15 protein-coding genes are annotated in these 14265 nt (G+C 62.1%); 6 read left to right on the top strand and 9 right to left on the bottom strand.

Annotation, left to right across the window (positions count from 1 at the left end):
- Window positions 1-85: 85 nt before the first annotated feature.
- A complete protein-coding gene (locus ACP7B3_RS05325; protein WP_426178293.1) occupies window positions 86-1324 on the top strand; it encodes an acyl-CoA dehydrogenase family protein in 1239 nt (412 codons plus the stop codon).
- A gap of 139 nt (window positions 1325-1463) precedes the next feature.
- Here the strand turns inward: ACP7B3_RS05325 and argE are convergent, their stop codons facing one another.
- From argE to ACP7B3_RS05360, 7 genes are all read right to left on the bottom strand, one after another.
- The gene (gene argE, locus ACP7B3_RS05330; RefSeq protein ID WP_262207831.1) at window positions 1464-2615 is read right to left on the bottom strand and encodes an acetylornithine deacetylase; all 1152 of its coding nucleotides are present in this window, start codon (window positions 2613-2615) and stop codon (window positions 1464-1466) included.
- A complete protein-coding gene (locus tag ACP7B3_RS05335; protein ID WP_426178296.1) occupies window positions 2612-3289 on the bottom strand; it encodes a DUF1028 domain-containing protein in 678 nt (225 codons plus the stop codon). The genes argE and ACP7B3_RS05335 overlap by 4 nt, the downstream gene beginning before the upstream one ends.
- Before the next feature lie 9 nt (window positions 3290-3298).
- Window positions 3299-4030, bottom strand: coding sequence for a class II aldolase and adducin N-terminal domain-containing protein (locus ACP7B3_RS05340; RefSeq protein WP_145158619.1), 732 nt, complete (start codon window positions 4028-4030; stop codon window positions 3299-3301).
- A 50-nt stretch (window positions 4031-4080) separates the two neighbouring features.
- Window positions 4081-4911 (bottom strand): ABC transporter substrate-binding protein, encoded by an 831-nt coding sequence (locus tag ACP7B3_RS05345; RefSeq protein ID WP_145158621.1) that lies wholly within the window; start codon window positions 4909-4911, stop codon window positions 4081-4083.
- Window positions 4912-4939: 28 nt separating this feature from the next.
- Window positions 4940-5812: a phytanoyl-CoA dioxygenase family protein gene (locus ACP7B3_RS05350; protein ID WP_242195337.1), complete on the bottom strand. Its 873-nt coding sequence runs from the start codon at window positions 5810-5812 to the stop codon at window positions 4940-4942.
- A 28-nt stretch (window positions 5813-5840) separates the two neighbouring features.
- Entirely contained in the window at window positions 5841-7358 is a 1518-nt protein-coding gene (locus tag ACP7B3_RS05355; RefSeq protein ID WP_426178299.1) for an amino acid ABC transporter permease/ATP-binding protein, read from the bottom strand.
- 322 nt (window positions 7359-7680) lie between these two features.
- Window positions 7681-8655: a LysR family transcriptional regulator gene (locus ACP7B3_RS05360; RefSeq protein ID WP_145158627.1), complete on the bottom strand. Its 975-nt coding sequence runs from the start codon at window positions 8653-8655 to the stop codon at window positions 7681-7683.
- A gap of 183 nt (window positions 8656-8838) precedes the next feature.
- Between ACP7B3_RS05360 and ACP7B3_RS05365 the strand changes: the two genes are divergently transcribed.
- The 5 genes from ACP7B3_RS05365 (at window position 8839) to ACP7B3_RS05385 (ending at window position 12936) form a co-directional block, all read left to right on the top strand.
- Window positions 8839-9261: a RidA family protein gene (locus ACP7B3_RS05365; RefSeq protein ID WP_253397581.1), complete on the top strand. Its 423-nt coding sequence runs from the start codon at window positions 8839-8841 to the stop codon at window positions 9259-9261.
- On the top strand, window positions 9258-10238 hold the full coding sequence (locus ACP7B3_RS05370; RefSeq protein WP_426178302.1) for an NAD(P)H-quinone oxidoreductase: 981 nt from the start codon (window positions 9258-9260) through the stop codon (window positions 10236-10238). Before ACP7B3_RS05365 ends, ACP7B3_RS05370 begins: the two co-directional genes overlap by 4 nt.
- A 15-nt stretch (window positions 10239-10253) precedes the next feature.
- Window positions 10254-10697 (top strand): type II 3-dehydroquinate dehydratase, encoded by a 444-nt coding sequence (locus ACP7B3_RS05375; protein ID WP_426178304.1) that lies wholly within the window; start codon window positions 10254-10256, stop codon window positions 10695-10697.
- A 336-nt stretch (window positions 10698-11033) separates the two neighbouring features.
- Window positions 11034-12284: a flavin-containing monooxygenase gene (locus ACP7B3_RS05380; protein WP_145158635.1), complete on the top strand. Its 1251-nt coding sequence runs from the start codon at window positions 11034-11036 to the stop codon at window positions 12282-12284.
- A gap of 322 nt (window positions 12285-12606) precedes the next feature.
- Window positions 12607-12936, top strand: a complete 330-nt coding sequence (locus tag ACP7B3_RS05385) for a DUF6124 family protein (RefSeq protein WP_426178306.1) — start codon at window positions 12607-12609, stop codon at window positions 12934-12936.
- Window positions 12937-13121: 185 nt separating this feature from the next.
- Here ACP7B3_RS05385 and ACP7B3_RS05390 read toward each other — a convergent pair whose 3' ends face one another.
- Both ACP7B3_RS05390 and ACP7B3_RS05395 read right to left on the bottom strand, forming a co-directional pair.
- Window positions 13122-13646, bottom strand: coding sequence for a GNAT family N-acetyltransferase (locus ACP7B3_RS05390; protein ID WP_426178308.1), 525 nt, complete (start codon window positions 13644-13646; stop codon window positions 13122-13124).
- 93 nt (window positions 13647-13739) lie between these two features.
- Complete coding sequence (locus tag ACP7B3_RS05395; protein ID WP_426178310.1) at window positions 13740-14225, bottom strand: GNAT family N-acetyltransferase; 486 nt, start codon at window positions 14223-14225, stop codon at window positions 13740-13742.
- Between the last annotated feature and the right edge of the window lie 40 nt (window positions 14226-14265).

The following is a 14265-nucleotide window of genomic DNA, read 5'->3' on the forward strand; positions in this document are numbered from 1 at the left end:
AAAAACTTTGCGAACCGTGGGTTAGGGTGACGGCACCAGACCACTGGACCCCAGCACCTGAGCCACTTTCTGCAAGGTCCATTGCATGTCGATTTCTGCGTTGAATATTTGGGGCGCTGCGCCCTCCTCCCGTTACGAACAACTGGCTGCACCGTTTCGCCCGCTCTTTGCGCAGATCCTTGCGCAAGCCGCAGAGGCCGATCAGACACGCGCCAGCCTGGCGATTGTTATCCGCCAACTCAACGAACTGGGACTGCCCCGCTGGCGCTTGCCCGTGAGCCACGGTGGCCAGGGCGCGACCTTTGCCGAACTGCTTGCGTTGCTCACCGAACTGTCCGCCGCCGACTCCAACATCACCCAGGCCCTGCGCGGGCATTTTGGTTTCTGCGAAGACGTCCTCTGTGCCAAAGACCTCGACTGGCGCGCCAAATGGCTGCACCGGCTCGGCCAGGGCGCGCTGCTCTCTCCCGGCAGCACCGAAGTCGGCAACCAGACCCGAGGCGACTTCGAAACCCGTCTGCACCGCGATGCCGACGGCACCCTGCGCATCAGCGGCAGAAAGTTCTACACCACCGGCGCGCTCTACAGCGACCTGATCAACACCGTCGCCACGGGTGAGGACGGCACGGTGTATTCGGTCGTCGTCGACCTCAAGGCCCCCGGCGTGCACATCGTCGATGACTGGAATGGTTTCGGCCAACGCCTCACCGCCAGCGGCACCTGTATCTTCGACAATGCCCCGGTGGAAGACGACCTGCGCCCTACCCACCAACGCTTCGGCTACGGCCAGTCGTTCTACCAGATCTACCACCTCAGCACCCTCGCCGGCATTGCTCGACGTGCGGCGCTGAGCGGTGCACAAGAACTCAGCCAGCGCGCCAGGACCTTCACCACCGGCAACGCCGACACCGCAGCGCAAGACGTGCAGTTGCTGCAAGTCATCGGCGAAGTCGCCAGCCAGGCCTACGCCGCGCACGCCATCACCCAGCAAGCGGCGCAGCGCCTGGAGCAGACGGCGCAGTATGTAATCGCCCACGACCAGCCGCTGCACGACGATGCCCCACACGTGGCATTGGCGGAGCTGGAAGTGTGCCTGGCGGTGAATCCGGTAGTGGACGCGACACTTGCGGCGACCACCGCACTGTTTGACGCGCTGGGCGCCAGCGCCACGGCCAGCAACAAGGCGCTGGACCGGCTGTGGCGCAATGCGCGCACGTTGGCGAACCATAACCCGCGCGTGTACAAGTCGCGGATTGTGGGCAATTACCTGGTGAATGGCTTGCTGCCGCCGGCGCAATGGCGCGTGGGGGTGGCCAAAGCCTGATCAAACAACACAGAGCAAATGTGGGAGCTGGCTTGTGTGGGAGCTGGCTTGCCTGCGATGGCATCACCTCGGTTTAACGGCAAGAACGGGGGCGCCTGCATCGCGGGCAAGCCCGCTCCCACATTGAATAGGGGGGTTCTTACTGGCTCACAAACGCCACCACCCGCGCCAACATCCGGTCACACGCCGCCAGTTGTTCCAGGCTGATGAACTCGTCGGGCTTGTGGCCCTGCTCCATACTGCCCGGCCCGCACACCACGGTCGGGATGCCTGCCTGGTCAAACAGCCCGCCCTCAGTCCCGAAAGCCACAGTGCCGTAGTCGCGCGAGCCGCAGAATTGCGCGACCCACTCAGCCGCCTGGCTCTGCAGCGACGTCGCCAGGCCCGGGTAGCTGGATAACTCGCTGAAGCTGATCGCGCACTGCGCGCTCACTGCCTGCATTGCCGGCAGCAGCGTGTGTTCGGCGTAGCCGCGTAACTGGTCCGCAACCTGCCAGGGGTTCTGGGTCGGCAACGAGCGCACTTCAAAGTCAAAACTGCAATCCTGCGGCACGATGTTCAACGCCTTCCCGCCGCTTATCACACCGGTTTGCACGGTGGAAAATGGCGGGTCAAATCGCGCATCAAGGTGCTGCTCAGCCTTGAGCGTTTCACCGAGTCGCACCAGCTCACTGATCAACCGCGCAGCGTATTCGATGGCGTTTACGCCGGACGGCGCATAGGCCGAATGGCACGCCGCGCCATGGATTTGGCAGCGCATGCCCAGCTTGCCCTTGTGGCCCAGCACCGGCTTGAGCTCGGTGGGCTCGCCAATCACGCACAGCAGCGGCTTGACCGGTTGCGCGTGAAACCTTTCGATCAGCGAGCGCACGCCGAGGCAGCCGACCTCTTCGTCATAGGACAGCGCGATATGCACCGGCATGCGCAGCGGCGCCTGCACCAGTGCCGGCACGCAGGCCAACACACAGGCAATGTAGCCCTTCATGTCCGCCGTGCCACGCCCGTACAACTTGCCGTCTTTTTCCGTCAGGTCGAACGGCGCCACCGTCCAGCGCTGACCGTCCACCGGCACCACATCGGTGTGCCCGGACAACACAATCCCCGGCACGCCGGCCGGGCCAAGGGTTGCCAGCAGATTGGCCTTGCTCTTTTGCGCGTTGAACACCAACTCGCAGGCCACGCCGTGGCCTTGCAAATACGTGCGCACAAAGTCGATCAAGGCCAGGTTGGATTCACGGCTGGTGGTGTCGAAACGCACCAGTTGCGCCAGCAGGTCGCGGCTGTTGCTCATCGGTCATCTCCCGGTACCGCATAGCCCGGTGCCTGGTGTGGGTTGATGGCGCGGTCAATGTAGTCCTGCAGTTGGCTGCGATAGGCCTGCCACAATTGATCGAGGGCGCCGATCGGATCGTCATCGGCCCAGTCCACGCGTAAATTGACGATGGGCCACAGCAGGTCATCGACCACCACGAGGGCGGCCGAATGCACCGGGCCGGCTTCACCGCCTTTGGCCTGGCCCGCCTGCATCGCGGCAAGCAATCGGTCGGCCAGGTGCCCGGAGGCGTTTTCGAACGCCCGCACCATGGCCTCGATCACGCCGGGATCGGCGAGCATATTCCCCGCCGCCACGCATTGCTCACCACTCAACGCCGCATGAATGCCAAGGGTCTGCGCGCCGCTGAAATGCGCCGTGCGACCTTGGTTATCGATCACCGTCACCTGGCGATACTGGCTGTGATCCTGGCCGGCCAGCACCGTTTCCAGCGCCTCACTCGGCGCCAGGCCCTGCCCTAGCCTATCCAGGATATGCGGGCCCAAACTCGGCAAGGTGATGTTCTGCGACGCCACCGCGCCCACGCCGGGTCGCAGCCATGGGCAACGGGCGCCAACGGCAATGCTTGAAGAGCTGATCGCAATGCCCAACTGGCCGGTTTCGGCACAGCGAGCGACAACGGAAAACGTCATAAAAAGCCCTCAGTCGAGCACCGAAGGGTCGGCATCGATCATCAACTGCTTCATTTCTTCAAAATGCTGCCGCGAAAAGTCCGCGATACCTTCCCAGCCGCGTGCGGTTTTCTCCGCCACGTCATCCGACAACACCCGCAACGGCTGCCCGGTGGACCACGCCGTCACCAGGATCTGGCAGGCACGCTCCAGGGTCCAGATATCGTCAAAGGCCTCACCAATGGACGCGGCCGTGACCATCACGCCATGGTTGCCCATCAGCAGGCGGCTCTTGCCGTCGAGCAGCGCGGCCAGGCGCGCGCCTTCGGCTTCGGTGTCAGCCATGCCGCCGTACAGTTCGTCCACGGCCACGCGGTTGAAATAGCGCGCGGTGTTCTGGTCAATCGCCGGAATGTGCGGTTTGGCCAGGCACGCCACCGCCGTGGTGTAGACCGGGTGCAAGTGCAGCACGGCGCGGGTTTGCGGCAGCAGTCGGTGGATCTGCCCGTGGATCGACCAGGCGGTGGCGTCCACATGCGGGTGGTCGGCGCAGGCCGGGTCGTCGGCGTTCAACAGCAACAGGTCGCTGGCGCGAATGCGCGAAAAATGCTTCCACTTCGGGTTAAGCAAAAACTGTTTGCCGTCGGCCGATACCGCCGCGCTGAAATGGTTGGCCACCGCCTCATGCATGCCCAAGTGGGCAATGATGCGGAAGGTTGCCGCCAGGTCGATGCGCGCCTGTTCTTCAAGGGATAACGCCATGAATCTGTCTCCGCAAGGCGCGACCGCAAGGCTGCGGCCGCGCAATAGGCTTACTTGGGCATCAACGCTGCGATGTCGGCATCGGTCGGCGCTTCAAAGTTGTACTTCTTGAGCAAGGCCGCGTATTCCGGAGTCGCGCGGTACTTTTGCAGCCCGTCGAGCAGGGCTTTTTTCACCTCGTCGTTGCCCTTTTTCACGCCGAAGCCGTTGAGGACCGGGTAAATCAGCGTGTCGGACGAAATCACCACGCGGCTGCCGAGCTTGTCGACTACACCCCGCGCCACGGCGGCATCGGTGATCTGCGCTTCAACGGCGTGGGCCAGCAAGGCCTGGGTAGTTTGCGGGTCGGTGCTGTATTCACTGATCGCAATCGGTTTCAAGCCCTTGGCCACGCAGTACTCATCCGACAGTTTGTGCATCTGTGCCAGCCAGGACGTGGCGCCCATGGAGCCGATCTTATGGCCGCAGAACTCTTCCGGCTTCTTGGGTTGGAACGCACTGTCCTTGAGGGTCAGGATCGACTCACCGCTTTTCAGGTAAGGGATCATGTCGATGACTTTGACCCGCTCCGCCGTGATGTACATCGACGAGTTGGTCACATCGAACCGCCCGGCCTGCAGGCCGGTGATCAGGTTGGGGAAGCGCGTGTCGAGGGTTTCGACCTTGCGCCCCATGACCTTGCCCAGGCCGTCCATGAACTCGATATCAAAGCCTGCCGGCGTGTTGTTATCCATGTACTCGTACGGGAAGAAGGTCACGTCGGAACCGGCGATGATCTTGCCTTCCTGCTGGAACGCCGAAGCCGCCAACGAGGTCAGTGCAACCGCGGCGCCCAACAGGCACACGGCAAGAGGGCGAAGACTTTTTTGAGACGCTGTCATGGTCATTACCTGCAAGGGTTTTAGGGGGTTAGGCAGTCGCGGAGTCTTGGCCGGCCTGTTGCACAAAGAACGATGCGCCACGGGGTTTCTGCGGCAGGCGCAGGTGGTTGTCGGTGGAACGCACCAAGCCACTTTCTTCACCGGCCACCAACAGACCGGCGTGTGCACTGGGCAGCGGGTTTTCGCCGAATGGCAGCGCGTCTTCAGCGGCGTAGACGCTGATGAACAGGGTGCGCGGCAGTTCGGTCTCGTTAGGGCTGGAAGCATGTAGAAGGCGCGTGTGCATAAAGCACACGGAGCCGGCCGGGCCATAGCAGGCGACCGGTTGCTGGCAATGTTCTTGAACCACGGCATCGTCCACCGAGCCAGTAAAACGCTGGTTCTGCCAGTGCGACCACAGCGGGCCTTTGTGGCTGCCGGGGATCACATTCAGTGGGCCGTTTTGCGGGGTCACTTCGCTGACCATCAGCAAGGCAGTGACGATGTCGTCGTTGCTGTGCGGCGTGAACAGAAAGTCCTGGTGCCACTTCACCTGCGTCGCGGTGTGCGGCAGTTTGGAGTTGATCTTGCTGTGGTGAAAACGCGCGCCGCCAGCGCCCACCAACTGCGCGGAAATCGCCGCCATCCGCGAGTGCAATGCCACGCGCTCATACGCCGGGGAAATCTCGGTGGGCGAACTCACCCGGCGCAACGACGGGTGATCGGCGCGATGATCGCCTTCCAGGTCGAAGCGCGCGCGGCCATCCACGGTGGCGCCCCAGCCCTGGTCGTGGCTGCGGCTCTCCTCTACCCACTGGTCGAAGTCATGTTGCAACGCGGCCACTTCGTCCAGCGACAACACGCCCTCCACCACCAGGAAGCCGTCGCGCTGGAATTGTTCGATTTGAGCTTGCTCGATCATTTTTAGTGAGTCCTGAACATTAAAGAGATCACGCCAGCGAGACGTCCTTGAGGAACGCCTCCACGCGTGGGTTGTGGCCGCTGCGCAGGGCCTGGGGCGTGTCGTCGCAGACCACGCGGCCCTTTTCCATGAACACGATGCGGTCGGAAACCTTGAAGGCGAAGTTCATCTCGTGGGTGACGATCACCATGGTGATGCCCTCCCCGGCCAGGGCTTCGATGACCTGCAGCACTTCGTTGACTTTCTCGGGGTCGAGCGCCGAGGTGGGCTCGTCGAACAGCATGATCTGCGGGCGCATCATCAAGGCGCGGGCAATGGCCACGCGTTGCTGCTGGCCGCCGGACAACTGGTGCGGGTACTTCCAGGCGTGGTCGAGCATGCCGACCTTGTGCAGCAGCGCGTAGGCCTGTTGCTTGAGTTCATCGGTGCGCCCCAGGCGATGGTATTTCGGCGCCATCAGCAGGTTGTCGAGCACGCTCAAGTGCGGGAACAGGTTGAAGCTCTGGAACACCATGCCGATGTTCATGCGGTGCTCGGCGTGCTCAATAAATTGAGGTTTCTGCGCGCCGACTTTGTGCAAGTGAATGAACGGCAGGCCGTTGATATGAATCTCGCCGTTGTCCAGTTGCTCCAGGCCGTTGAGCAGGCGGATCAGCGTGGTTTTACCCGACCCGGACGGCCCGATCACCGACACTACTTCACCCGGCTGCACCTGCAGGTTGACCGAGCCCAGCACTTCAATGTCGTTGTAAGCCTTATGCAAGCGGGCGGCTTGCAGCGCGGCGACGCCAGTGTTGGCCGGGCGCTCCGGCGCCGTGCGTTGTTGGGTGGCCAATGCCAGCACCGCCGCGTCCGGCACGCGGGACACGTTGCGCTGGTTGACGTCGAGAAAGCGCTCCAGGCGTTTGAGCAGGAAGTCGAACACGGTGACGATAAACACGTAGAAAAACGCCACCGCCGCCATGGTTTCGATCACCAGGAAGTTCTGCGAATACAGGCGCTGGCCGACCATCAAAATCTCGGTCAGCGAGATCACCGACACCAGCGAGGTGAGCTTGACGATGGAGATGTACTCGTTGGCCAGCGACGGCAGAGCCACGCGCAACGCCTGGGGGATCACCACGCGCCACTGGGTGCCAAAGAACTTCAAGCCCAACGCCCGCGCTGCTTCGCCCTGCCCTTTGGGAATCGAGAGCAAACCACCACGGTGGATTTCGGCCACGTACGCCGTCTCGCAGATCACCAACGCCAGCAGGCCGGACCAGAACGGGTCGGCCAGCACGGCCGAGGTGCCGGGCAGCGCCTGGGGCAGGTTGTAGATAAAGATCAGCAGCACCAGCAGCGGCAGGCTGCGGAACAACCAGATATAGCCTCGGGCCGGGACGCTGAGCAGCCCATGTTTGGATTGTTTGGCCAGCGCCAGCAGAAAGCCCAGGGCAATACTCAGTAGCCAGGTCAGGGTGCTGAGCTTGATTACCGTCCACGTCGCCCGCCAGAACTCGGGATCGGCGAGCAAACCAAACATGTAGTGCCAGTCGAATGTCATCGTCGCGGTGCCTTGCTGAAAAGAAATTGATCTGCATCGATGGGATGAGAGTCGTGGGGACGGGGGTGCAGGGTCAATTCGTAAAACCCGGCTCACTGGGTAGGCAGAACCTATGCAACCCAAAAACACCAAAACTCCACTGTGGGAGCTGGCTTGCCTGCGATTGCGGTGCATCATCTGGCACATCAGGCACAGACAGACCGCTTTCGCAGGCAAGCCAGCTCCCACATTTGATTGATTTTGTCCTTGAGGTCGCAGCGTCAGGCCAAAAGAGTGCACCGCCGAGCGAGTGGCGCAGTCCACGCCACCTTTTGGTGCAATCTCAGCTCACACCACTCAAGACCCGCACCGCATGCGGGTCAAAAAAGCTCGGCGGTGCCATACCGGGGATGTACTGGTCGGACACAAACATCCGGCAGCGCTCGGCAAACGCCGACACCACACGCGACAGCTGGGTGTTGCTCGCCGTGGCGTAGCCCAGCCGCATCGGCCGGTGCGAGCCCGCCAGGCGCAGGCGAATCACGCGTTTGCCATCCTGGGACACATTGGATTTGGGCCGCGCATTCGCGAAGGAATAGCCAATGCCATTGCCGACCATCGCGCGCACCGTTTCGAGGTTGGTGGAGCGCATGATGATGTTGGGCGTGGTGCCCGCCTGCATGAACAGGCTGAGGAAATAGTCGCGGCTCCAGGGCGTGTCGAGCAGCACCACCGGATACGCTTCAAGGTCTTGCATGCTCACCGCCGGCAAGCTCGCCAGCGGGTGATACTCGCCGACCATCACGTACGGCGGCAGGTGCGCCAGGGCTTGGAAGTCGATGTCGGGGCTGGTCACCAGGTCGTAGGTCAGGGCGATATCCAGCTCGCCGCTGCGCAGTTTTTCCAGCAATTCCTCGTGGTTGCCTTCGGCCTGGGTCAGCCTAACGCCGGGGAAAGCGCGGCCAAAACCAAACACCAGTTCGGGGGTGATCATCGGCGCCAGCGACTCCAGGCAACCCACCCGCAAAGGCCCGCGCACAGTGTTCAACGACTCCGAAGCGATGGTGTAGAGGTTGGTCATCTGCTCCAGAATCAGCTTGGCTTCCTGCATCACCTGGCGCCCCACCGCCGTGAGCGAAATGCCCTGGGCGTGATGGCGGATAAACAGCTGGATGCCCAGCTCGGCTTCCATATGGGTGATGGCGGCCGAGATCGACGGCGACGACACATGAATGCGTTCAGCCGCAGCACTGATGCTGCCCGCCTCTCCTGACGCCACGAAATACTCCAGTTGACGCTGAGTAATACGACTGAGCATTACGCCTGCCCCTCAACAATGACTGTACGCGGGGTGTTGCAGGGTTCGTGCCGGGTCAGGCGCGAACCGATGACCTGCACGGGCTTCGGTTTTTCCTAAGCACTACCGCGCGCAAATGCTGGTTTCGCGAGTTCCGGGGCGATGTGAAGCTTGTTGTATCCCGCTTCCGATGAGTTGCCCGCCATGCCGACCCACACCCGCATCCGCATGTTCAACACCAAACAGACCTACCCCAACCAGGCGCTGGACAACGACTTGTGCCAGGCCGTTCGCGCCGGCAACACCATCTATGTGCGCGGCCAGATCGGCACCGATTTCGACGGCAACCTGGTCGGCCTCGGCGACCCGCGCGCGCAAGCCGAGCAAGCGATGAAAAACGTCAAGCAACTGCTTGAAGAGGCCGGTTCCGACCTGTCGCACATCGTCAAGACCACTACGTACCTGATCGACCCGCGTTACCGCGAGCCGGTGTATCAGGAGGTGGGCAAGTGGCTCAAAGGCGTGTTCCCGATCTCCACCGGGCTGGTGATTTCCGGCCTGGGCCAGCCGGAATGGCTGATGGAAATCGACGTGATCGCCGTCGTGCCGGATGACTGGGCCGTATGAGGGCGGTGATTGCCCGTGAGCCGGGCGGTCCTGAGGTGCTGCACTGCGTAGAGCGCCCGGTGCCAACGCCCGAGCCAGGCGAGGTGTTGATTCGCGTGGCCGCCGCAGGCGTCAATCGCCCGGACCTGATGCAACGCAGCGGCGCACCGATTCCGCCTGGCGTCACCGACGTGCTCGGCCTGGAAGCGGCGGGCATCGTCGTCGCGGTAGGCCATGGCGTGGATGAGTTTGCCCCTGGCGACCGCGTGATGGCGCTGCTCAACGGCGGCGGCTACGCCGAGTACTGCGTGGCACAGGCGGCGCACTGCTTGCCAGTGCCGGCGGGGTTATCACTTCAGGATGCCGCTGGCGTGCCGGAAGCGGCGTTCACCGTGTGGCACAACCTGTTTGAACTGGGCCGCCTGCGCAGCGGCGACAGCGTGCTGATCCACGGCGCCGCCAGTGGCATCGGCAGCTTTGCCGTGCAGTGCGCGCATGCCGCCGGGGCGCGGGTGATTGCCACCGCCGGCGGCGCGCAGAAAGTCGCGATGCTGCAAGCGCTTGGCGTGTGGCGCGCGGTGGATCGCCACACTGAAGATTTCGTCGAGGGGGTGAACGATTGCACTGAAGGACGCGGCGTGGACGTGGTGCTGGATAACGTCGGCGGCCCTTATGTCGCGCGCAACCTCGCCGCCATGGCGATGGGCGGGCGGCATGTGAGTCTGTCATTCCTGCAAGGCGCGAAAATTGAGTTGGATCTACAGGTACTGATGCGCAAAAACCTCAGCCTCACCTCTTCCACTCTGCGCCCTAAAAGCCACGCCGAAAAAGCCCGTCTGGCGGTGTGCATCCGCTCGCGTTTTTTACCCTGGCTCGCCTCCGGCCTGGTGCGCCCGCAGATCCACACGCAGCTGCCCCTGCTGCACGCCGCCGAGGCCCATCGCCTGCTGGAGGCCAACGCCAATGTCGGCAAAGTCGTGCTGACCGTCGCGCAATAACCTGGAGCGCAAGCCATGCACCACCGCGTGTTTTTCCTCAATGGCCCTAACGCCAACCTGTACGGGCTGGACAAAAACGGCACCTATGGCAACGAAAGTTTCGCCAGTATCCAAGCACGCTGCCAACGCCACGCCGCTGAGCTGGGCCTGACCCTGGACTTTCGCCAGAGCAACCACGAAGGCGTGCTGGTGGATTGGATACAGGAAGCGCGACTGAACGCCGACGCCATCGTGATCAACGCCGCCGGGCTCACCTACAGCTCGGTACCGATCCTCGACGCGCTGCTGGCCTTCGACGGCCCGATCATCGAAGCGCACATGAGCAACATCTGGAAGCGCGAGAGCTTTCGGCATCACTCCTACGTGTCCAAGGCGGCTACCGGCGTGATCGCAGGGCTTGGGGCGTTGGGTTATGAGCTGGCGCTTACGGCGGTGGCCACGTTGTTGAAAACCCAATGAACCGCCTCACCGCAGATCAACTGTGAGAGCTGTCGAGCTTCAGCGAGGCTGCGAAGGGATCACCGCAGTGCACCTGATTACCCGTGCACCTGCATCGCAAACTGGCTGACGCAGCCACCCGTCGAAAAAATCAGGCTGAAAAAGCGTGTATTCAGGGTGCATCGGTGATGCATCGAGAATGACGCTGCTGGCGACTGCCCCATGGGGTTTGGATTTTCCTAACCTCTGCCTTCAAAAAGCATAATTTCGCTCCTTCCACTGCGTGATCACACTGAGGCTGTCGATGCTTGCGCGTCGCCCAAACCGACCGAGGTCGTTCACTTTTAGGAAACGCACATGTCAGTGGAAACAATCAACACCCTGGTAGTGGGCGCAGGCCAGGCCGGCGTCGCCATGAGCGAGCACCTTTCCCTGATGGGTGTGCCGCACTTGGTGCTGGAGCGCAGCCGCATCGCCGAACGCTGGCGCTCGGAGCGCTGGGACTCACTGGTCGCCAACGGCCCGGCCTGGCACGACCGCTTTCCCGGGCTGAAATTCGAGGGCATTTCCCCCGAGGCCTTCCCGCCGAAAGAGCGCATGGCCGACTACTTCGAAGCCTACGTCGAGAAGTTACAGGCACCCGTGCGCACCGGCGTGGAAGTCCAGCGCGTGGAACGCCATGTGGGCCGCCCCGGCTTCAAAGTCACCACCTCCGCGGGCATCATCGAAGCCGCCAATGTGGTGGCCGCCACCGGCCCGTTCCAGCGCCCATCGATCCCCACCATCGTCCCGGCCACCGCGCCCGTGCACCAACTGCACTCCTCCACCTACAAAAACCCTGCGCAATTGCCCGAAGGCGCCGTGCTGGTGGTAGGCGCCGGCGCCTCCGGCTCGCAAATTGCCGAAGAGCTGCAAAAGGCCGGCAAAACCGTGTACCTCTCGGTGGGCGAACACTACCGCCCGCCCCGCGCGTACCGCGGCCGCGACTACTGCTGGTGGCTCGGCGCGCTGGGCCTGTGGGACGAAGTCAAAATTCAGCCGAAGAAAAAGCACGTGGCCTTTGCCGTCAGCGGCTACGAGGGCGGTAAGACCGTGGACTTCCGCCGCCTGGCGCACCAGGGCATCCACCTGGTCGGCGTCACGCGCGCGTGGAACGAGGGCGTGATGACCTTCGAACCGGGCCTGGCCGACAACGTGGCCGAAGGTGACCGCGCCTACTTTGATGTACTGCGCGACGCCGACGCCTACATCGAGGCCAACGGGTTGCCGTTCCCATTGGAGCCCGACGCCTGGAAATTGCTGCCCGACCCGGAATGCCTGGTTAACCCGACCCTCAGCCTGGACCTGGCCGAGGCCGGCGTGACCACCATCCTCTGGGCGACGGGCTTCAAGTTTGATTTCAGCTGGTTGAAGGTCGATGCGTTTGACGAAAAAGGCGAGCCGTTTCACAAGCGTGGGATTTCGGCGCAGAGCGGGATTTACTTCCTCGGCCTGCCCAATCTGGTGAACCGCGCGTCGTCGTTTATCTACGGGGTTTGGCACGACGCGAAGTACGTGGCCGACCATATTGTTTTGCAGAATGAGTACATGTCCTACACCAAGCCCTGAAACAGCAAAGTCCGAGGCGACAGCGCCTTGCTCCGTTGCCTACGCTTGCGTCAGAATCCGCCGGCTTGTGCGCTTGGGTGGGCGTCTCTAAGGTTGCTCGGTCGCTGAATACTCAGTGATCGGGTTTAGTAGCCCGAGCGATAACATAAAGTGCATGAGCCTCATCTGTCAGATGTTCTTGTCTGTGCTTGATGGTGGCTGTGTGCAGGGCGCCCTCGGGCGCGCCGGCTTTGTGTGTTTCCCCGGTCTACTAACCTGCGCACAGCTGCCACCCCATCGTTTAGTAGCGAAGAGGTGTTGGCCCTAATCAGGTACAACACACATGTTCAAAGTCACACCCAACCCTCCGAACGAGCCAGACCTGAAGCTGAACCAGGCGGCGCATCGCGCGATTGATCGCTATCTCAATCCAGAAACTGACTCACCATCGCCGCCAGGCTTGTTCTGCGTTGCCGCCGACGCCAGCAACGAAACCCTGATCACCAACAGCTACGAAACCTTCTCCTCAGTGACCGTCTTGCTGCTTGACCTGTCGGAGGACCTGACCGGGAAACAGCGCGACGTGGCGCTGGCGATTCACCAGTTGAGTGAGTTGGGGGTTTTGTTGATGGACAGGCTGATGGAGCGAGAGGCTGCTGTAGCGGGTAGCTGAGCTTTCAACTGCATGACCCGAATAAACAACCGGGCTTACTCGCGAACATGTCGGGCCGGCAAATATTGATGTCGACTGACCCGCCGCTTTCGCGGGCAAGCCCGCTCCCACAGGGGTTCTGCGCTTGACTGATGGGTAGTGGGGAACAGGCCACCTTTAAAGGCGTGACCTGCCGCCTGTTCTGTCTAACGCAACCGAATACACGGCAACCGATACCTCACCTCGACCAGCTGCACACCGCCCCTCTCAAGCGTGCGCTCACTGCCCGCCTCCTCAACACAGCCAGCCCGGCGATAAAACCGGACAGCCCTCTCATTACGGGCCAACACCCACAGCGTTACCTGTTCAAACCCCTGCTCAGCCAAATACTGTAAGCCCGCGTTCCACAACGCCAGCCCGACGCCCGTGTGCCAGTGCTCCGCGACCACGTAGATGGCCATCACTTCACCTACGTTCTGCGCAGCAGCATCCTCATCACGGCTGGCGCCGACGGATACCCAGCCGACTACCTGCTCGTTCACCTGCGCCACCCATACTGTTGATTCGCCCGATTCAATCGAGGCCATCCAAAATGACTCGCGCCGGGCCAACGTCGAGCTCAACGCACCCAAGTAGTCGGCGGGCATCAGCTCGCGATAGGCGTCCTGCCAACTGCTGATGTGCACCTGGGCAATCGCCCTGGCGTCTGCGGGTGAGGCGTGACGAATCATCGAAGCGTTCCTTGTTCGGATATCAAGGGGTTAGCGTAAGCCGGCCTCGATGACGATTTTGCGATGCACAGCCCCTCGTGCCATCCATACACACTACGGGCCAGTTACGCCGCGCGCCGTAAGGTGCTGACGGACGTAATAATTGTCGAATTCACTGCTTTCGACGAATTGGAAACCATGGCGGGTATAAAACCGGTTCGAGGCGCTTTCTTTGAGAGCACCCACTTTGATCGGCAGTGCAGCCGCGTCCGCTTCTTTGAAAATCTGAGCAAGCACCGCAGCACCTACCCCTGCCCCTTGCGCACTCGGCCTCACGTACAGGTGGTCGAGCACGAGTTGATCGGGATAGTGCTTGACCACGACAAAGCCGACCCGGTCTCCAGCCACCTCAATGTAACGGGTGTTGTGGGCTTCGAAGCCGCTGACAAAGCGCTCACGCGCCCGCACCGGATCAAACCGCCCGACACGCTCCAGACTGTCGCGCATCGCCTCGATTCGAATGGCAACCAAGTCGTCCAGGTCGCCGGGTTGAGTGAGGACTAACCTGACGGGGGCGTTTTGATCGCGTGTGATGGGCATGATGTTGCACTCTGTATAGGCGCAGGAGTAAGACCACGTT

The sequence above is a fragment of the Pseudomonas sp. TWRC1-2 genome (assembly GCF_049896685.1).
GTDB lineage: Bacteria > Pseudomonadota > Gammaproteobacteria > Pseudomonadales > Pseudomonadaceae > Aquipseudomonas.